Origin of the sequence: Veronia pacifica, from assembly GCF_001707825.1 — a bacterium.
Lineage (GTDB): Bacteria > Pseudomonadota > Gammaproteobacteria > Enterobacterales > Vibrionaceae > Veronia > Veronia pacifica.
The window spans coordinates 90031-109471 of sequence record NZ_LYBM01000005.1 but is presented as its reverse complement, the minus strand read 5'-3'; the positions used below and the strand labels follow the sequence as shown (position 1 = coordinate 109471).

18 protein-coding genes are annotated in these 19441 nt (G+C 42.5%); 6 read left to right on the top strand and 12 right to left on the bottom strand.

The features are described from left to right. Window positions 1-336: 336 nt before the first annotated feature. The gene (locus A8L45_RS04835) at window positions 337-921 is read right to left on the bottom strand and encodes a hypothetical protein (protein ID WP_175401906.1); all 585 of its coding nucleotides are present in this window, start codon (window positions 919-921) and stop codon (window positions 337-339) included. Between the two features lie 606 nt (window positions 922-1527). Between A8L45_RS04835 and A8L45_RS04830 the strand changes: the two genes are divergently transcribed. After that, window positions 1528-2412: a helix-turn-helix domain-containing protein gene (locus A8L45_RS04830; protein ID WP_245680643.1), complete on the top strand. Its 885-nt coding sequence runs from the start codon at window positions 1528-1530 to the stop codon at window positions 2410-2412. Window positions 2413-2662: 250 nt separating this feature from the next. Here A8L45_RS04830 and A8L45_RS04825 read toward each other — a convergent pair whose 3' ends face one another. The 6 genes from A8L45_RS04825 to A8L45_RS04800 all read right to left on the bottom strand — a co-directional run bounded on the left by A8L45_RS04825 (window position 2663) and on the right by A8L45_RS04800 (window position 7332). Continuing rightward, window positions 2663-2911: a DUF1145 domain-containing protein gene (locus A8L45_RS04825; protein WP_068899799.1), complete on the bottom strand. Its 249-nt coding sequence runs from the start codon at window positions 2909-2911 to the stop codon at window positions 2663-2665. Window positions 2912-3066: 155 nt separating this feature from the next. Further along, window positions 3067-4392, bottom strand: a complete 1326-nt coding sequence (locus tag A8L45_RS04820) for a serine hydrolase domain-containing protein (RefSeq protein ID WP_068899797.1) — start codon at window positions 4390-4392, stop codon at window positions 3067-3069. A 332-nt stretch (window positions 4393-4724) separates the two neighbouring features. Then, window positions 4725-5177 carry a GNAT family N-acetyltransferase gene (locus tag A8L45_RS04815; protein WP_068899795.1) on the bottom strand — a complete coding sequence of 151 codons (453 nt, stop codon included), beginning with the start codon at window positions 5175-5177 and terminating at the stop codon, window positions 4725-4727. Beyond that, window positions 5177-5974: a class I SAM-dependent methyltransferase gene (locus A8L45_RS04810; protein ID WP_068899793.1), complete on the bottom strand. Its 798-nt coding sequence runs from the start codon at window positions 5972-5974 to the stop codon at window positions 5177-5179. The genes A8L45_RS04815 and A8L45_RS04810 overlap by 1 nt, the downstream gene beginning before the upstream one ends. Window positions 5975-6119: 145 nt before the next feature. Then, on the bottom strand, window positions 6120-6521 hold the full coding sequence (locus tag A8L45_RS04805) for a GFA family protein (RefSeq protein ID WP_245680642.1): 402 nt from the start codon (window positions 6519-6521) through the stop codon (window positions 6120-6122). A 124-nt stretch (window positions 6522-6645) separates the two neighbouring features. Then, window positions 6646-7332, bottom strand: a complete 687-nt coding sequence (locus A8L45_RS04800) for a haloacid dehalogenase type II (RefSeq protein WP_217492121.1) — start codon at window positions 7330-7332, stop codon at window positions 6646-6648. Between the two features lie 810 nt (window positions 7333-8142). Here A8L45_RS04800 and A8L45_RS04790 point away from each other — a divergent pair. Further along, on the top strand, window positions 8143-9915 hold the full coding sequence (locus A8L45_RS04790; protein ID WP_068899787.1) for an ABC transporter ATP-binding protein: 1773 nt from the start codon (window positions 8143-8145) through the stop codon (window positions 9913-9915). Between the two features lie 53 nt (window positions 9916-9968). Here A8L45_RS04790 and A8L45_RS04785 read toward each other — a convergent pair whose 3' ends face one another. The 4 genes from A8L45_RS04785 to A8L45_RS24410 form a co-directional block, all read right to left on the bottom strand. Beyond that, a complete protein-coding gene (locus A8L45_RS04785; protein WP_068899785.1) occupies window positions 9969-10709 on the bottom strand; it encodes a hypothetical protein in 741 nt (246 codons plus the stop codon). A 181-nt stretch (window positions 10710-10890) separates the two neighbouring features. Further along, window positions 10891-11427, bottom strand: coding sequence for an MOSC domain-containing protein (locus A8L45_RS04780; protein WP_068899783.1), 537 nt, complete (start codon window positions 11425-11427; stop codon window positions 10891-10893). Window positions 11428-11573: 146 nt separating this feature from the next. Then, complete coding sequence (locus tag A8L45_RS04775) at window positions 11574-12074, bottom strand: GNAT family N-acetyltransferase (RefSeq protein ID WP_068899781.1); 501 nt, start codon at window positions 12072-12074, stop codon at window positions 11574-11576. Between the two features lie 72 nt (window positions 12075-12146). Continuing rightward, window positions 12147-12344: a hypothetical protein gene (locus tag A8L45_RS24410; RefSeq protein ID WP_068899779.1), complete on the bottom strand. Its 198-nt coding sequence runs from the start codon at window positions 12342-12344 to the stop codon at window positions 12147-12149. Between the two features lie 27 nt (window positions 12345-12371). On the opposite strand from A8L45_RS24410, the gene bamJ (A8L45_RS04765) reads away from it, so the two are divergent. Both bamJ (A8L45_RS04765) and bamJ (A8L45_RS04760) read left to right on the top strand, forming a co-directional pair. Continuing rightward, a complete protein-coding gene (gene bamJ / locus A8L45_RS04765) occupies window positions 12372-12851 on the top strand; it encodes a BamJ family beta-barrel-assembly machinery protein (RefSeq protein ID WP_068899777.1) in 480 nt (159 codons plus the stop codon). Window positions 12852-12934: 83 nt separating this feature from the next. Beyond that, a complete protein-coding gene (gene bamJ / locus A8L45_RS04760) occupies window positions 12935-13408 on the top strand; it encodes a BamJ family beta-barrel-assembly machinery protein (RefSeq protein ID WP_068899775.1) in 474 nt (157 codons plus the stop codon). A 119-nt stretch (window positions 13409-13527) separates the two neighbouring features. Here the strand turns inward: bamJ (A8L45_RS04760) and A8L45_RS04755 are convergent, their stop codons facing one another. Next, window positions 13528-15120, bottom strand: coding sequence for a sulfatase-like hydrolase/transferase (locus A8L45_RS04755; protein WP_217492120.1), 1593 nt, complete (start codon window positions 15118-15120; stop codon window positions 13528-13530). Window positions 15121-15649: 529 nt separating this feature from the next. Between A8L45_RS04755 and A8L45_RS04750 the strand changes: the two genes are divergently transcribed. Both A8L45_RS04750 and A8L45_RS04745 read left to right on the top strand, forming a co-directional pair. Beyond that, window positions 15650-16408, top strand: coding sequence for a hypothetical protein (locus tag A8L45_RS04750; protein ID WP_068899772.1), 759 nt, complete (start codon window positions 15650-15652; stop codon window positions 16406-16408). Between the two features lie 636 nt (window positions 16409-17044). Then, a complete protein-coding gene (locus A8L45_RS04745) occupies window positions 17045-19402 on the top strand; it encodes a YgiQ family radical SAM protein (protein WP_068899770.1) in 2358 nt (785 codons plus the stop codon). The last annotated feature ends 39 nt before the right edge of the window (window positions 19403-19441 follow it).

Below are 19441 nucleotides of genomic sequence, written 5' to 3'. Positions count from 1 at the left end.
TTTATGTCTTCTTGATAAACTCGATAACGTTCAAAAGTCAGAAAATATAGGGGACCAATATCTCATCAATAATCGATGAATATTATTTTCAATAAGATCTATGCGATATAGAACTTAAAAATAGGATGGAGGGTGAAAAATGAAGAATGAATACCTTAAGAGGGCTAAAAGTACCAACCCTCGAAATCATTGCCAGTCGTCCGTAAATCTACATTCAATGTATTAAGAAAAACATCACAATACATTGTAATTACGACTGGCTTCAGTGTTTTTGCCTGCCAAGAGGCACAGTCTAGATAGTTTGACTTTTTAAACAAAAACTCAGTAGGCATACATTCATGCCACTACTTTTTCGCATCGCATTTGTTTTTCTACTCTCCCCTTTATCGACATTAATGCTGCCAGTTTATCCAGTGAAAGCCGATCCGTGATTTGACTAATAAGAGGTAAGTAGTGCACAAAATCTGAATAAGGAGCAGGGTATAACTGAACAAAAAAAGCATGTCGACTGTCGTCTGTCCATGGAATGTATCCATGGTGACAATGAGAGCAGACGGGAGAACAACTTCGGGTATTTGAGTCGTCATGACGATCACACTTGATACATGTCTGACCATTTTGATTGGATGCTTCGGAGATAGCAGTAATAATAACTGCCGTTAATGCCTCATCATCGCAAGCGGAAAAAATATCATCAGACTCCATTAGCCCACTTTTTACAACGGCAACTAATTGGTGAAATGCATCAGTATCCTGTAACTGCTCAGTAAGTAATAACAGCCAACCAGCAGATGAGCCTTCCCAGCAAATATCGAGTGATGCCAGCTCTTGCTCAATACTAAACAAGCCATTATCTGCCGGAGAACTTCCGCCGCTCACACTTTTAAATCCAAATTTCTGCAGTAACAATTTCAGTCTCATACTCATACGACCTCACCATTCAGTTACCAGACTCAATATCGAGTTGAAATCGAGGTATAACCAATATTAACTAACCTCTCAGTCGTAAAAAGTCTGGCAAAGCGTGCCGGATTTGCCCGATAAACTCTTCATTCCTTCGCTCCATCTCTCACTTTTTTTTCATCGTAACAAAAGTGAGATTATCATTTGCGAGAAAGAAAAAATGCCATCTTATGAATATGAATTTCGTTTTATATTGAATTTTAAAGGTTTATTGCCTTTTCTACCGTTTTAAGTCTACGCCTGCTATTTTTCGCCAATAACCATAAGAGTCTCATAATTTATCGTTTTTGCGACAAAAAGGAGATAGCTAATAGTTCATTATTGTTCAACAGCAGTTCAAAAAAATAATAATTCCGAAATTGACCAAAAAGGTGAAAACCCTCATCTCACTGAACCAAATTGGTGAAGAGCTATTTATCTTTGTTTTCTTGTCGCTCGTATTGAGCCACTCCTCAGAGACAACATTCGTCCAAAAACAACATAGCCAGATGTTTGAAAAAACAGTTAATTTTAGAACTGATGGATTTTTCTAATTTCCGTAAACTATGAATAAAGGGAGCATGTGTGGAAAAGAACAAACTACCGACGATCAACGATCCCGCGTGGGAGTTTATTCAAATGGAGGATCAATCAATAGGCTACCTGGAAAATTACACGACAAGTCAAAGTGTTGACTGGCATATGCATGAGCAATACGAACTCCGGCTTATTGTTAATACCAATGGCAAAGTAATGATAGGCAACCACCTCGGGCCTTTCTCTCCTGGGCATTTGACCCTTATTGGCCCATGGCTACCCCACAACTGGGTGAGTCAGCAAGAATCGGCATCGGCAAAGCCACTACGTGATATGGTAATTAGGTTTAAGCCTGAGCTATTTAAAAAGGCATACACTGTATTTCCTGAGCTATCGCAATTTTCAGCCATGCTTGAGCAAGCTCGGATGGGAATCGAGTTTTTTGATATTCCGCTAGTAGAAGCTGAACATAAGTTTCGTCAGATAAGAGATTCTGAGGGTGTAAGTAGGCTTTTACACTTTCTTAACCTTATCAACTATCTGAGTGAATCTAGAACCCAGATTCTGTCGACCATACCAACCTCTATCGTCAAAGATGCAACTACATTGCAATGCCGAATCAGCAATGTCGTCGATTATGTGATGCAAAATTACAAGCGACAGATCCGACTCAAGGATGTTGCTGCCAGACTGGATATGACAGAGTCGTATTTTTCACGCTTTTTCCACCGCACCACAGGGCATCGTTTCATCGATTTCGTCAATCGGGTCAGGGTGCAACGAGCTTGTGTAATGTTGACCGAAACAACGGATCAAGTTGCAAGTATCTGTAAGCAGGTGGGGTTCCACAATCTGGCGAATTTCAGCAGACAGTTCAGGCGGATCAAAGGGGTCAGTCCGATGGCTTACAGAAAAAAACATACTGGCCAGTAAAACTGGTGCAGGATAGGACTTCCCTTACTTTCTCCCATCGAAAAGTGAAATAGAGCTCGTATAGAAAATGAGCTCTCAGTTGACTCAAATTAATACAAAGTAACAGGCCTCTGACTTTTCCCAGCCACTAAGTAAAAAATTACTCACTTGGTCATTTCAAGAAGATAAAAACTCAGTCACGAACCGTGTATCCACAGTAAATATTGATACAAAAAAAGTGACTGAGTTTTTGATTTTATTCTTAGGCCGCTTATTGACCACGTAAAATAGGTAGCCAGTGAAGTACACCAAAGATCATCGTCTGGATAAAACTGGTTTCCTTGTCGGAGTTATACTTTACCGCCACATATTCCATAAAATGGATGACAAGAAGAATAATACCAAGAAAGGTTACGACCACATTCCAATCCTGTGGTAATAACGAAAAGAGGCTCAAAACAAACGCCGCCCAAAATATTATTGTACCCGCTTTCATTCCTTGAATAGCCATTTGAAACATAGTTATTCCTTTAATTGTAATAATATAGGTGAATGCATCGCCAAAGATGAATGACAATGCATATCCGGATGTCAATATCCAGAGTAAGCTAGCATTAGCGATTCAAACTGTCTCGATTTTGAAACTTAGTATTGGATTTTGATGCTTTTGAGGCCTTATTTTGAAAGTAAATAGTCGGCAACCGCTTGATATGCAGGTAAAGACGTAGGGTCGATATGACTATTGCTGGCAACCGGAAAAGAGGCGAAACGGACAATGACCATCTCTGCAACAGGGTCTATGTATATAGTCTGACCATGAACACCACGTGCTGCATAAGCACCGTGATTATTGTGGAATATCCACCACATACTCTTATAGCTGCCACCTTTTAGGTCTTTGTAGCCAGACTTGGCAAAAGCGGTTTTATCCCCCCCAGCTTGAATACTTGTCACAACAGATTCTGGAAATATTTGCTGCCCATTATGTTGTCCCTCATCAAGCATAAGCTGTCCAATCCGGCCAAGATCTCTCAGGCCTGCTGTAAGGCCGCCACCTGCAAAAGGAATTCCAACCGCATCAACAGTCATGTAAGCGTTTTGCTCTGCACCAATTCTGCGCCAGATACGATCTGATAGATAGTCAGATACTTTTTTGCCAGTCACACGTGAAATTACCCATCCAAGGGCGTCAGTATTCACGGTTTTGTAGCCAAAGGCTTCTCCGTGTTTGCCCTCTTGTTTAACTGTTTTCAAATATTCGAAATAGCCGACTGGCCCGTTATAGTCCTTCGCCTTTGGCAGCGGGTCTGCCGCCGAGGTATAAGCCCAAATATCAGCATTCGGGTCAGCATAGTTTTCGCTGTAAGCCAACGAGGTAGTCATATCCATGACTTGCCGCACCGTTGCACTGCCGAACGCACTGTCTTTCAGCTCTGGTACCAATGTCGCTATTTTGGCCTTGGGATCCAATTTTCCCTCAGCGATTAGGATTTCAGCTAACAGACCCGTCAATGACTTGGTCATTGACATCGCTGTATGTTTTCCAAACTGCGTCAGACAACCGAAATATTCTTCATAAACGACTTTTCCTTTGTGCATGACCAAGATGCCATCGGTATAGTTTTCAGATAGGGAGTCCGCCCATGTCATCAAAGTACTGCTTCCAGTAGGCGAGAATGTGATCCGATTGATTGCAGGATCGAGATCATAATCTATCGGCAGTGGCGCGCTAATTCCCCGGCTCACCAACTGAGTCGGCATCAATTCTCGGATATGGCAGAGTGTCCAACGCAATTTAGGGAAACTGAAATAGTTTGATTGTGGCTGCATGATGCGTTTATCCGCAGGCGGCGGTGTTCCCTGCATCCAACCCAGAGTGCGGGGATCCGACTGTTCAGCATCTGGATATTTGCCATATCCGGCATGTGTTGTGAAGGACATCATTATCAAGATTAAGAACAACAGAAAAGAGATAAACGGAGAGAGACGATACAGAGACATTCGAACATCCTTTAAGCGTTGGAGTTATCTAATCGATCACTAATGAAATGAAGAACAAATTAACTCGTTGATGACCATAAAAGATTGCTCTCAACACTTGTCCTAAATGAATCGTCATTATCGCCGAAGATTGAAAAGTGGTAAGACGTGTGGATATGTCGATATTGAGAAAAACTATATTTTTCTTTTGCTGATGTGCTTGAAAAGTAGGTGTAGTTTGAGTTGATTCAGAACAGAGAGAAACGGCTAGGCCGCAAAAATTGTTGGCGGATCATGCTTTAGAACATAGAACAAGACGCACCCAATATTGTGCGCCTTCTATATCCCTGACACTAAGAAATACGGGTATTTAGACGACATGTCATCGAGACAAAATGTTCCTCTTCCTCAATGATCGTGTAACCCAGCTTTTGATAGAAGGTCAGTGCATCTTGATTTCGCCTGAAGCTTGAAAGCGTAACTCGATGACGTTTTTCCTCCCTTGCCAGTTTGTGAATTTTTTCCATCGAAAGTAGACCAAGTTTCTGACGCTGAAATGACGGGAAGATGAGTAAAAGGTGAACGTGAAAAGCGTCTTCAACGGCTTTGAAACATACCATCCCCACCCTCACTCCATCACGATAAATCCAGTACAACCAATCCGCCTCGTAACTGGTTGCGAACAGATCACGTTGAAAAGCCTCATCCCAGCCGAAAACCGCATCGATATGATGATGTAAGCATGACTTATAAACTGAAAAGAACTGCTCAGTATCAGTCGCTTTTTTGAATTGAAGTGCTGGCATCACTGAGGCTTTTTTCCTATCACTAGGCCATGATTACTGGCACCTAATAACGTTGGTTCGTCACAGGTCGCCAAATGATAATTGAGCCAGCTCTGATACTGTTCGGGGCTAAAATGATTAACGCCTTCAGAGATAAGTCTCCCAATGCCATCCGTCGCCGAATGACGCAAGAGGGAAAATTCGCCATGAGCCAAAAGAGCCTCCATTTCTTCCGGCATTGAGAAATACCCGACACGGAAGAATCTGTTTGCGTTGACGGATGAAACAGTACCAGCTTCTGTCAATTCCGTCATAACCTCTGGGGTTACCAGTTCAGGAAACACTTTGGCAAATAGCCCTGCCACGAAAAAACGAGGGATGTACGCAAGCGCAACGACACCGCCGGGTTTCAATATTCTTTGTGCCTCTTCAATCACCTGTTGTCTTTCACGCTCTGTTTTCAAGTGATAGAGAGGACCAAGCACGACACAAAGATCCTGAGAACTGTCTTCGATAAAGGGAACACTGCAGGCAGAACCCTGATGGATGGTAAGCGGTTTACCTTGCGCTTTCGCCTTTTGGGTCAGGATGTTGACCTGGTCGGGGACCAGTTCGACCGAGGTAACGTTACAGCCCATGTCAGCAAAAGACAGAGAGTATCGGCCCGTTGCCGCACCAAGCTCACACACTTTCTGACCCGGCTGTAGGTAATCCCTCAGTAGATACATGGTAGTGTCGTATTCCATCTTGGCAATGTATTGACGGGTGAGACGTGAATCCTCATCTGCATCGGTATATCGGGCGATTAAATCATCCATACTTGCGTTCCTTATTATTGACAGCTTAACAAGCAACCTTGAATAAATGGAGAAGTAAGACAACGTGGCTGCTTGTTAACAAAAAAGAAAACTGCTAATCGATTAATTAGCAGACATCTTCACTATGCAAGTAATACAGATTTAGTTAAGCGCCATTTGGGCCTTTTTCGAACTGCTTCAAATTATCAGTGATTTCTGACCATGAAGCTCGGGAGGCGGTATGTATATGAAAACTTGGCTTGTGACTCGGTACCGAATCCAGAATACCTAGTCGAATATTATGCTTACCGCCAGTGCGCTTGCGGGAGTAAAGGCTTGAGCCACATTCACCACAAAAAACCAGTTCCGTTTCTTCACTTTTGCGGTATGTTCGGGCGATACTCTCTCCGGTGATATATCTGAATTTTTCTGAACTGATACCACCAACAGAAGAATAATCAGACCCTGTGAACTTTCGACACTCCGAACAATGGCAATTTCCCATATATTCGAATTCGTCAGGCACCTCTATTGTTATTTTCCCACACAAACATGAACCCTTAAGCATCATTTCTCCTAGCAAACGTTTAATTTTTTTATTTTAAAATGATTATTTTCACTTATTTTAACGTTTGCAATGATGAATATAAATAACACTAAATCCACTTGCCTAAATATTAGACGAAAATTTTTTATATTTGACTGCTCGTCAAATCATCAATAATGTCTTTCAACGCACAAAGGTTGTCTATCGTGAGTTCTGGTTTTATATCCCACGGGTCCAGTAGTGAATTTTGTTCCCTTTTTAACCAAATAGACTTTATCCCTGCATGGCTTGCACCAATCACATCAAACGGATTGCTTGAAATTAACCAAGATTGATCTTCTTTCGACCCTGATTGACGAAGAAAATAATGGTAAACAGCAGGATCAGGCTTAAAAGACTGTACCTCGTCAACACTAATAATATCGATAAGAAGTGGGAGAATCTCTGCATGATCCAGTAATTTCTTCACTGCAGCAAACTGACCATTTGAAAACGCAAAAAGCCTTACAGGTCTTGTTGCCAACTGTTTTAGGCATGGAATAACGTCATCGAACGGTGGTAATTCATCATATGCTTCAATCAGTTTTTTTCTCTCTGTCGACGTCAAATCTTCATTGAAAAGATTACAGGTGTAGTCAAGCGCATCTATGGTGCATTGAGAGAAAGGCGCATACTGTTTCATTAAACCTCTGCGAAAGCTGTACTCTAACTGCTTGTTGCGCCACGAGCGTGAAAAGTCATCGGCCTTGTCACCCACCATTTTTTCTAAGAGTGTCACCACGCCTTGTGTATTGATTAGTGTGCCGTATACATCAAAAGCTAATGTGATCATTTGACTTTCCCTATTCATCATTTATTGAAAAGTGGCTGGCTACTTGGCCGATTACCAAAACTCAGTGCTTTAGTATAATTCTCTATCATCAGTGGGCAGGACTATTTACCGAGACTCAATGAGGAACCAAAGAGGTATCAAGATTGAAAAATGAGGCAAAAAAAGCACATATGGTGGGTGACCGCTTGGATCAGAGGTAAGAATAAACTCCATATTATATTTCACACGATAGAGCATCATCCAAGAATGAATTTTTTTATGCGTGCGAAAGTAGTGAAGGACATCTCATCGACCGCCGTTCTGTTCACATTGCAGCTGTTAGTATGTTGGAACGGTTGGCATATTGGAAAAAGGAACATTATAAAATTTATAGAAAGCCGTGTTTATTCATAACAATCACTTTCAACATAATAATAAAAATTACATATAACACCCCTTAAAAACTCGATATAAAAAGAGATTAAGTGCTTTATAAATTTAAAACCTTAAATATTTACTTCTATAAAATATTTATACTTTCTTAATATGATAAAAGGAACAAATAGTTGTCAATATTTGCTATTAAATAATGTGTAGCGGAGAAAAAATATCGACATATCTTACTTTATTAAGAAAAACCGTAGAGGAAATCATAAAGTATAAAAGTTAATGAAAGCACTCCCTAAAAACTCATGTTTTGCTGTAGATCCAATCTTAAAATAGTATCAATTGATATCTTTGGCGGAGCTCGCAAGGCAAGATTCTTTTCATATCGTCTCTTTTTATCCTTATCTATGATTGCCCTCCCTATTACGCCAATTGAGCAAAGATATGCAAAACATATGGTCAACCGCAACCACATTGTGTTACGCACTTCGTATAATTTTTTCCTCTTCGCCCAAGATAACTCTACTCTTCATTACCTCTCTGATCATTCAGGGTGTGATGCCAGTAATTAACGTTATGTTAAGTGTTGAATTGGTCAATGAAGTCACTGCAGGGAACGCTCTGCCTTTGTCACTGATTCTACTCTGGGCACTAAGTTTCTCCCTGTCTCCCATTCTTGCTCCTATCAATAGTGGATTTCAGGCACTCATCAACGACAGGGTCACTAGGAATGTTCAATTGCGTATCATGGGTATGGCGGCTGGCATAAAAGATCTGGCCACCCTTCACGATAGTGAGATGCACGATTGCATTGAGTTATTATCAAGAGAATCTCACCACCGCCCACTGAATACCTTGGTCAATGTTGTCGAAGTGATTAGAAGCTCAGTAACCATGGGATCACTCTGCATTTTGCTTGCCTCATTCATCTGGTGGCTACCGTTATTTTTGTTACTCCCACTCCTCCCGGTAGCCTGGACACTAATGAAAACACAGATGGATGTCTTCAAAGAAATGTTGAGTGCCAGTAAGGAATCGAGATTTTTCAAATACTATTTCAAGGTGGTCCTCAACCACAAATATGCTGAAGACATTCGTATTTTCAATCTATTTTCTTTTTTCCAGAGAAAATATGTCCACCACTACGATCGTTACCTTGGCTCAATGAAAAACAAACGCATACAAATGATGCTTAAACCTCAGCCATGGAACCTTATTTATTTTCTCTCCATATCAATGGCAATATTCTGGCTGACGGGAGGTATGTCTTCTACAACCACCAGTGGACAACTTGTCGGCCTCATTCAGGCTATGGCTATTTTCAGCGCTATCAGTCAGGGCATGACCTACAATCTTTCAGTATTGCCCGTTTGCATTGAATATTTTCGTCAAATGCGGCGACTGGAAAATACTCAACCCTTAGTCGATACCAGTCAAAGTAACCAAGCACTACCAGAAAATAAAACCGTCGTTTTCGAGGAGGTTAGCTTCCATTACCCCGATGGAAGAAAGGCTCTCTCTGACATTAACCTCACCTTGGAGTCGGGTGAAAAAGTGGCGTTAGTGGGTGAAAACGGCGCAGGCAAAACTACATTGGTCAAATTACTCTGTCGTTTCTATGACCCCAGCGAAGGGCGCATTACTGTGGGTGGTGTGGATTTGAGGCATCTTAATCTTGACGAATGGCGCGAGTACATAGGTGCCGTTTTTCAAGATTTTGGTCGCTATCATCTGACTGTTGGTGAAAATATTGCACTTGGCTACAAACAACAAAGTGATAATAGCCTTCAACTTGCGGATGCAGCCCGCAAAGCGAGATTTGAACTCAGTGATAACCTAAATCTTGACTCACAGTTAGGAGCGGAGTTCGATGGTACCGAACTCTCAGGCGGTCAATGGCAGCGACTGGCGTTGGCACGGACAGTCAATCGTGATTGTGGTCTGGTGATCTTAGACGAACCCACCAGCGCGATGGACCCCAGAGTAGAAGCCGAGCTTTTCGAGCAGTTCACCAGCCTGATGGCAAATCGAACAGCACTCATGGTAACACACAGATTAGGCTCAGTGGCTCTCTTGGAGCGTGTGCTGGTGCTTAAATCCGGTCACTTAATAGAAGATGGGCAGCCAGCTGTACTGGAGGCAAAAGGTGGCGAGTATGCAGAGCTATGGAAATTGCAGTCTGTCCAATACCAAAAGCAGGCAGAGGCAACAGTCTAAATAGCGAAAAGCCCACTATTATGTGGGCTTTTTTGATATTAAAATCGTCTTCGTTAAATATCGATACCGTTCAGTTTGGCAGTTACGGCTTGGTAGCTAACTTCCTGTTCACCATCTAGGCTTTTAGTTTTTTTCAGCTCCAGTCCATTACCAACGCCATACCAAATAGAGTTGCGATAATCATGTGTGTATCCATTAATAACCACAGGTCCATAAGTATCTATTCGGCATGTTAGTGTTCTGTGACCATTGACTGTCATGTATTCTTTGCCCACATACTTGTAGTTTAAATACCGCGTTTGTATTGTGTTTCCCGTGTCTTCTTGCACAACTGAAACAGCACCAAGATCGCCCTCCTGCCCCCTTGCATGAGAAAATAAATAGATCAAACCTGTTGGTTCTAGATTTATTTTATTGAAGACGTCACCTGATGGAAGAACGGTGGCATAACTTTTTAAAATCATGACGTCGGAAGAGTCATAATTCTTGTATGTCATTGCTGCTTGTCCTGCATCGTTCACTGTCAATATTTTTGAATCACCCCAGTCATCTCGGTTTAAAACCTTTGAAGTTTCTGTACTGATCCCATAGTGAATACCATCTTTCACCCTGTCATAGGCAATCGAGTATGTTGTACCCTTTTCGCCCAATATAGGATTAAAGCAAGACTCAGCAGTGTCATTTAGATCGACTTCAACGCCATCAATGGTCGTTTTCGATGTTGTGTCGCCCACGTTACAGGCGGAAAGAGCTAGCGCAGAGAGAAGTGTTAAAAAAGATGCCTTAGCGCGCATGATTAAACCTATAAAATATCATCACAATAAACGCCTGATCTTAAAGCACTGATAATTTTTTATTCACACGGTTATATGTTGTTTTTTACATCTCTTTTTCATATCTGCAAGTGAAAACGCACTCATCAATAATATGAGTACTTTTTGCCTTATTTATATGCCTTTTATTGCCAGACGATATTCAGAGCGAAGGTAAGGATTTATGAGGCAATGATGGCAAAACAATGTCCATTTCATCGCCTATATTGATGATTCCACTGCGTTCCACGACTGCCATCACACCGCAAAGAAATTGCACTTTTCCATCATGTTTCCGGCTAACAGCTCGTTTTAGACCAGCACGATAGGTGTTTAATTGATTACATGGGGTTCTTATTCCAGTCAATCGGATAACTGCACCATGAGAAAAGTGTATTTTTGTATCGAGCGGCAAAGATAATAAATCGACGCCCAGAGTCGTCATGTTTTCACCCATTTCTCCGGGAGAGACATTAAAACCTTGTTCATTCAAATTGTCGATGGTTTCCTGCTGAATAAGGTGAACTTGCCTGAGGTTGGGAGCTGCAGCATTTCTGCGCTTTAGATAACGACTTTGTACTGTCGAACCGCAATGAGCATCACCCAGTACACCCTGCTCCTCGAGTAATTCAATAAACAATGACGGATACTTGGTGAAGCTATGCTTATCACTCACTTGTACCGAAATAACATGTGCCAAAACGCAATCGTCCGTTGAGAAAAAAGGGAAGATACGAAACGTATCCGGCTTAGACCACTGATAAGAGCCTTTTTACTTTTTTGTCCCGACGAGATGTGGCTAAAGACTCGTCATAGAGAACATTCGAAACATATTTCCGAACACCTTCAATTTAGTTTACGAGCCATCAGATATTCATCAACAAATACGCCATTAACCTTGAGAGAATGCGTTTTGGTCCCCTCAATCTCAAAACCGCAGGACTGATATAACTTTATCGCCCTCTGGTTATGACACATCACCGTCAGCTCCATCCGGATAAAATCTTTCCCCGATGCCCACGTAATGATTTTTTGCATTAAAGCCTTACCAAGCCCACGCCCTGTCGCGACTTGTCGGATGCCAATTACGCAGTAAACTGAGTGGCTCCCCCAGTCCGCCGCACCACCTCTACCGACAACAAAACCAAGCAGTTCCCCTTTCTCTTCCACGACAAACTGACAGCTGTCAGGATCGTCAATCAGTGATTGAATCATACGTGTTTGTTGTTGTTCCGTAACCTTCCTCTCACCGGGCTCAAAAAGCATAAACGTCGTCTCTTCGGTCAGACGTTCTGTTAATACAATCATTGCGCCAGCATCCTCGGCCTTGATTGCTCTAATCTCCATATTTCGCTCCCAGACTCGTTAGATCAACGACGCTAGCAGTTAACGGGGAGAAAGATAATTACTCACCACTGATTAATCAGCAAAAGTCACATATTTACCCATACCCTGAATAACAAATATTCTGTTCATCATTGCCACTCTAAAAATGGATATAACAATATGGATTGTCGCAAGCTGTTGCTGAAGCGTGAACTGATTAACATTTTGATTCGATAAAGCGATAAAAGAAGGTTCACTTTTTACAACAAGTTGCTGATAATCCTGAGCCATCTATTGGTAAAAATTTCAGGTTTAGTTATGTCTAAGTACCTTGTTCCGCTTGTCCTCGCCGTTGTCGCGCTTATTTGGTATTTTCAGTTCAGTTCTGGCAATTCAGAGGCGATCGCCCAAAACAAAGCGGAAGGCGAGGCATTCCTTGCGACGAATGCTACCAAAGAAGGCGTAAAAACTACCGCATCCGGTTTGCAATATAAGGTGTTAGTAGAAGGCTCAGGTACTGAACATCCACGTTCAGATTCTAGAGTGACCGTCCATTATCACGGCACTTTGATTGATGGTACCGTGTTTGATAGTTCTGTTGAGCGAGGTAAGCCTGCCTCATTCGCGCTTAATCAGGTAATAAAAGGGTGGACTGAGGGACTGCAGCTTATGGTGGTGGGTGAAAAAACACGTTTCTTCATTCCCGCGGATCTTGCCTACGGTAACCGTGGCGTCAGCAGTATAAAACCCGGTTCGACACTCATTTTCGATGTCGAATTACTCGAAATCAATCAGTAATAAACCGATAACATGAATGGAGTGGCGTTTGTGATTTAACGCCATTAACCAACACCCATTACACATCAAATCATAGGTACATTATGTTAGATTTTATCCTGCCTATTTTGTTCGCTCTGGTCTTAATGTTTTTGATCAGAAACCGCCTGAAAGCCAATGCTGAAGCGGGAATAAACAAGCGCGCCGGCAGTGCCTTTTTAGACGAAAATGCTAAAGAAGACGACGTAAAGACCACAGCATCAGGGCTGCAATTCAAGGTATTAGAGAAAGGCACAGGTACTGAACACCCCAAGGCGTCGTCAAAGGTAAAAGTCCACTATCACGGCACCCTGATCACAGGCACAGTATTTGATAGTTCTGTAGAACGTGGTGAGCCGATTGAATTTGGTCTTAATCAAGTCATTAAAGGTTGGACTGAGGGTGTGCAGCTTATGGTTGTCGGCGAAAAGACACGCTTTTTCATTCCATCAGAACTGGCGTACGGTAATCGTGCTGCAGGTATTATCAGACCCGGTTCAACGCTAATTTTCGATGTCGAGTTAATTGATTTCAGCTAGCAGCCTATCTAAATACTTATGTCAGTCTGTCACATCAAAAAAGAGCGATGGCAGACTGGCTCATAGATACCCCACTCTATCCTTAGAACATTGCCACCATCATATACAGGCCGCTCACATTACCAAAAGCCAAACAAATAACCACGCTGATGCGCATTGTCGGTAAGGGCTTCCACTGTGTCATCCGACATGGTAACTCTTGTTTTACGTTGCCTAAACCATAAAAAGAGTGCTTTTTCCATACGCTTACACACTTCCTGACCGGGTTCCGTCATCGCGATATCGTCAAACTCGCAGGGGTCTGTCTCCAGATCAAAAAGCTGAGGGCTGAAATGCTCGTAGTGTATGTACTTCCAGCGACCATCAGTGATCATCACTGCCTTACTCTGATCAGGTGAAAGACCTAGAGTTTTTCTGGCACCACGCCAGGCATAATCGGTCTCACTGACCGCATATTGCCGCCATTGTTCTGAAGAAGAAATGTCCCCTGTGATCAGATCAATTAATGATCGTCCCTCTACTTGGTGATTAGCAGGTGCTGCGCCCGCAAGTTCAGTGAATGTTGGCACTAAATCAATAGCTTCTACCAAGTGATCACTGATTGTGCCGCGTGTTCTGTCGGCACCACATCGGGGATCGTATATGATCAATGGGATTCTGGCGCTGGCCTCGTGAAACAATTCTTTTTCTCCCAGCCAGTGATCTCCGAGATAGTCACCATGATCTGAGGTAAATACGATCACAGTGTTTTTGTCTTGCCCTGTCTCTTTTAAATGATCAAACAAACGTTTGAGATGATGATCAATTTGACTGATCAATCCCATGTAAACGGGAATAACGCGTTCTCTGACTTCCTGCGATGAAAACGCCTGTGACTCTCGGTGCGCCATAAAGGCCTTTACCACAGGGTGGGGATCTTTTCTCTCGTTAGGGTGAGCATTATGAGGCAGAAGATCATCAATCCCATACATATTGTGGAAGGGCTCAGGTGCAATGTAAGGCCAATGTGGTTTGATGTAACTGACGTGCAGGCACCATGGCTTATCACGGCACTCGGATATAAAATGCATCGCCCGGTCAGTGGTATATGCTGTTTCGGAAAGCTCTTCTCTGACCCTTGCAGGTAAATGGCTGTTTCTCAAATACCAGCCGCTTTTAATCTCTCCACTGGCGGGATCTTCACCAGAGTTAGACCAGCCATGCCATGGGTTATCACCGTCATATCCCTGCTCTTGTAGGTATTGGTTATACTCTAAGTCGGCTGAAGCACTCTGGTCAGGATGCAAGCCATCATCACGCCAATAGGGTTCGAAGCCACATTGACTAACCAACACTCCTTTTGATGAGGCAGGATCAACACCCAACCGCTCCATCGCTTCTGTGTCAGCCTTCATGTGAGTTTTTCCCACCAATGCCACTCTGTATCCCTGCGGACGAAGGTAATCGCCAAGTGTCAGCTCTGAAATTTTCAACGGCACACTGTTATAGCTTGCGCCATGTGAAGACGCATAGCGACCAGTATAAAAAGACATCCTAGACGGACCGCAGACAGGAGCCTGACAATAAGCCTTACTGAAGTTAATGCCCCTCTCTGCCAGCCAATCAATCGTAAGCGTTTTTATTGTTGGGTGTCCATTACACCCAAGATAATCAGCTCTGAGCTGATCAGCCATAACAAAAAGAATATTCGGCTTGTTATCTTCTGCTTTCACTGTAGGCACTTCCCTGTTTACCGTTTTATTGAATCTCCTACCGAACAGCGTAGATATCAAAGAGGCAAATTACGAACAAAATTTTGATCGATTGATAGAATAATGACTCTTGTACGAAATGAGAGAATAATATTCATATAGATAGTATGGTTTTTAAAACCGATAAAAAGTCATATCGCTCATATAACATTTGATCGACACCAATACTGAAGTACCTATATTAAAATATTTTATAACTGTATTATTAATTTAAGTATGATACGATTTCTGATAAATTATTACATCTCTGTATTATAAAAGTTATCAATATTAAAATGACTAACTAATAAATATAGCTAATCTTTTTACAAAGAAAAGACAACATCATTTAAAATGATAAAGTAATTAATAAATGATCATTGTGAACACTCTGAATTTTTTCATAGCAACAGGATCATTTTTTTATGAAGCATCTCGAAACAATTGATTATTCCTTTGAAACAGATTTCTAGTTATATGACACTAATTTTTATTTCTCTGGTCTATTCTAATGCTTAAAAAATCTATTCTTTTAATACCTGCAACCTTACTCTTAGCCAGCTGCGGTGATGAAACAGGACAAGTTAACAATCTTTCACTTGTCGAAGGCGGCTGGTTTGCTGTCAGTCAAGAGGAAAGTACATACAACCACAGGGCTTTCTACAAAAATAAAATCTACTCACATATTTTATCTGGTGAATATAGAGATAATGGAAAAGAATTATATGGATATCAAGATACATTTCTAGATAATAAATTACCAAAAGGTAATGATTATGAAGTGGCATTGATAAGAGAGTCTAATAATAGATTGAGTGGAAAGATAAATGGTAGAAAATTTACTTTATTTGGTGGTTTCGGTGATAACGTAGGTCAATATAGTGTAACGGGAGATTGGTATAGTGGTGAAGCAGAAAATAATCGCCAACGCTTGAATATCGACCCATTTGGTAATTTCAGTTCCGATTTTATAATAGACTGTGAGATTGATGGAAATATAAAATACAAACATAAAAATATATTTGATGTCACGATGAAATTAAGCAATTGTTCTATTGATAATAACAATGGCACTGTTAAAGGTATAGCAACCTATTTCAACGCCGATAAACTTGTACCAGTTTACTCAGAAGTTGGATTTGGAACACCAACAGATCATCAATTAGGATTTCATATTATAAGTCATACAAATCCCGATATGAATAATGTTCAAATTTTTGGTGAGCTCGTGAACACACTAGAGGACATCATGTTTCTTCATTCATATTAAAGAACTTTATCTCTCATCATCAAGTTCTGAATATTAGGTCATTAAGCTACTTTTCCAGTTAAGCGGATAACGCCAGTTGTTCTACTGGATGTCTTGATGACCATGATCAGAGTGGACAGGAGACACATTATTTTTGTGCACCTCTTTTTATCTAACTAATACGTACCATCAACAAAAAACTAATCAAAGCACTGATTTTAAACAATTAAATTCCTCCAACGATATATTGTAGATACCTAGAGAATCAAAGTCAGACGCTCACACAAACTAGTGCGTCTTGGCATGTTCGTGGTATAGTGTTGCGCTTTTGTTTATTCCATGTTTACTGTAAGGTTACTTTAACACTGACAAAAAACGTTACCCTTCTTGTTGCACGCATTCACAAAAGTGAACATGTGTTCATGAACGGGCAAGCATGCAGTACAGACGACAATCCCAAATACAGTATTCGTGTGGTTGATGGTTGTTATCTGCAAACCAAACCCAATTTTATTGCGAAGCAAATGGGGCATTTTTAAAAAGTCTACGAGACTGGCAATGGCTGGATGAGTGAGCACATCCAGAAATAACGCGTTTTGCCTTATATGGGGGCTATCAATCTGCCCTCCATGCCCCAAATAATGACAAGTTAAATTTATGCGACCACAAACCAAAAATATTTTTGAGTACCCGAAATACTGGGCAGAGTGTTACGGGACTGCGCCTTTTCTTCCGACAACCCGAGAAGAAATGGACCAACTAGGCTGGGACAGCTGCGATATTATCATTGTCACCGGCGACGCGTATGTCGATCACCCGAGCTTCGGCATGGCAGTGATCGGTCGGGTACTGGAGGCACAAGGATTCCGTGTAGGCATTATCTCCCAGCCTGAATGGCACAATAAAGATGCCTTTATGTCTCTGGGAAAACCGAATCTGTATTTCGGTATCACGGCTGGCAACATGGACTCCATGATCAACCGCTACACAGCCGATCGTAAACTTCGTCATGACGATGCCTACACACCTGATAATGAGGGTGGCAAACGTCCAGACCGAGCTGTTCTTGTCTATTCTCAGCGTTGTCGTGAAGCGTACAAAGATGTTCCTATCGTGTTGGGCGGTATAGAGGCCAGTTTAAGACGTCTTGCCCACTATGACTATTGGTCTGATAAAGTTCGTCGTTCAGTGCTAATGGACGCCAAGGCAGATATCCTGTTGTTCGGAAATGCCGAGCGGGCATTGGTTGAAGTTTCTCACAGGATCGCAAATGGTGAGAGTGTCGACACCCTGACAAGGATCCCTGGCACAGCTGTGATGATGAAAACAGCCCCGGACAGTATGCGTGAAATCGACAGTTCGCGTATTGATAAGCCGGGTAAGTCTATGGTGATGCCAAATCCCTATGCGACCGAAACAGCCTGTAAAACCAATGAAGACAAAGAGAAGAGCGCGGCAAAACCTATAACGGTTCGACCCGCTCGTCATGATGCTGAAAATAGTTATGTCCGCCTGCCTTCTTTTGAAAAACTGGTGAATGACAGGATCCTCTATGCTCATGCCAGCCGCGTGATGCACTTGGAAACGAATCCCTATTCGGCACGTGCTTTGGTTCAGAAACATGGCGACCGTGAACTGTGGATTAATACGCCACCCGTTCCCTTGTCGACCGAAGAGATGGATTTTGTTTTTGATTTACCTTATGCCCGTGTGCCACACCCTATGTACGGCAAAGCAAAAATTCCGGCTTACGACATGATCAAAACCTCGGTCAACATCATGCGCGGCTGCTTCGGTGGCTGCTCATTCTGTTCAATCACCGAGCACGAAGGCCGAATTATTCAAAACCGTTCAAAAGAATCGATTCTGAATGAGATTGAAGCCATCCGAGACAAAGTGCCCGGCTTTACCGGTACCATCTCAGATCTGGGTGGTCCCACAGCAAACATGTATCGTCTTGGTTGTTCTGATCCGCGGGCTGAGCGCAACTGTCGTCGCCCCTCCTGTGTGTTTCCTAAGATCTGCGAAAAACTGGATACAGACCATCAGCACACCATCGATTTGTATCGTGAGTCACGCAAAGTCAAAGGCGTGAAAAAGGTAATGATCGCATCGGGAGTACGTTACGATCTGGCCATTGAATCGCCTGAATACGTGAAAGAGCTGGTCACCCATCATGTCGGTGGCTATTTGAAGATCGCACCGGAACACACCGAAAAAGGAACATTGGATCTGATGATGAAGCCCGGTATGGGCACATACGACAGATTTAAAGAGCTTTTTGAGAAGTACAGTAAAGAAGCCGGGAAGAAACAATACCTGATCCCTTACTTTATTTCGGCTCACCCCGGTTGTACTGATGACGACATGCTTCACCTTGCGCTGTGGTTAAAAGAAAATGAATTTGAGTGCGATCAGGTACAGAATTTCTACCCATCACCTATGTGTAATGCAACGGCGATGTATCACTCTGAGACCAATCCGCTCAAGCGAGTGAAATACAAAAAGCGTGAGGATCTGACCGTCGCCAAGGGTGATCGCCAGCGCCGCCTGCACAAAGCGCTTCTTCGCTACCACGATCCTGCCAACTGGCCGTTGATTCGGGAAGCACTTGCGCGGATGGGTAAAAAGCATCTTATCGGTGACAGACCGGGTTGTCTGGTTCCTCATGAGGGCTCTGAAGCAGAGCTGACGCCAGCGCAACGACGTGGCTCAAGCCGTCATGGTGCAAAACGTTTCGCCACCAAGCATCCGAATCAGCCAGATATTCGCAAAGATGGCCAGAAAGCTCGCCGTCCGTCCAGAGGTCAAGGACAAGATCATCAAAGCCAGTCTCCGGATAGCAATAAGAATCGAAATCCGAAATCTGGCAAACCGGGACGCCAGCATGGCAACGGCGGGAAAACGCAAAATAAGGCAGAACACGGAAAACCTTCACCTGGACGCTCATCACCAGCTTTGGGTAAAAAAGGTAAAAAGCCAGCTGGCAATCGACAGCGTCAGGCTGCTCGGTAGTCAGTAGCGTATAAAACAGTTAAAGCCGACAGTATTGTC

Excerpts from the sequence above, each read along its gene's own strand:
- A8L45_RS04835 (WP_175401906.1), bottom strand. The coding sequence starts at position 921 with ATGAGACTGAAATTGTTACTGCAGAAATTTGGATTTAAAAGTGTGAGC.
- A8L45_RS04825 (WP_068899799.1), bottom strand. The coding sequence starts at position 2,911 with ATGTTTCAAATGGCTATTCAAGGAATGAAAGCGGGTACAATAATATTT.
- A8L45_RS04820 (WP_068899797.1), bottom strand. The coding sequence starts at position 4,392 with ATGTCTCTGTATCGTCTCTCTCCGTTTATCTCTTTTCTGTTGTTCTTA.
- A8L45_RS04815 (WP_068899795.1), bottom strand. The coding sequence starts at position 5,177 with ATGCCAGCACTTCAATTCAAAAAAGCGACTGATACTGAGCAGTTCTTT.
- A8L45_RS04810 (WP_068899793.1), bottom strand. The coding sequence starts at position 5,974 with ATGGATGATTTAATCGCCCGATATACCGATGCAGATGAGGATTCACGT.
- A8L45_RS04805 (WP_245680642.1), bottom strand. The coding sequence starts at position 6,521 with ATGCTTAAGGGTTCATGTTTGTGTGGGAAAATAACAATAGAGGTGCCT.
- A8L45_RS04800 (WP_217492121.1), bottom strand. The coding sequence starts at position 7,332 with ATGATCACATTAGCTTTTGATGTATACGGCACACTAATCAATACACAA.
- A8L45_RS04790 (WP_068899787.1), top strand. The coding sequence starts at position 8,143 with ATGCAAAACATATGGTCAACCGCAACCACATTGTGTTACGCACTTCGT.
- A8L45_RS04785 (WP_068899785.1), bottom strand. The coding sequence starts at position 10,709 with ATGCGCGCTAAGGCATCTTTTTTAACACTTCTCTCTGCGCTAGCTCTT.
- A8L45_RS04775 (WP_068899781.1), bottom strand. The coding sequence starts at position 12,074 with ATGGAGATTAGAGCAATCAAGGCCGAGGATGCTGGCGCAATGATTGTA.
- A8L45_RS24410 (WP_068899779.1), bottom strand. The coding sequence starts at position 12,344 with ATGGCTCAGGATTATCAGCAACTTGTTGTAAAAAGTGAACCTTCTTTT.
- bamJ (WP_068899777.1), top strand. The coding sequence starts at position 12,372 with ATGTCTAAGTACCTTGTTCCGCTTGTCCTCGCCGTTGTCGCGCTTATT.
- bamJ (WP_068899775.1), top strand. The coding sequence starts at position 12,935 with ATGTTAGATTTTATCCTGCCTATTTTGTTCGCTCTGGTCTTAATGTTT.
- A8L45_RS04750 (WP_068899772.1), top strand. The coding sequence starts at position 15,650 with ATGCTTAAAAAATCTATTCTTTTAATACCTGCAACCTTACTCTTAGCC.
- A8L45_RS04745 (WP_068899770.1), top strand. The coding sequence starts at position 17,045 with ATGCGACCACAAACCAAAAATATTTTTGAGTACCCGAAATACTGGGCA.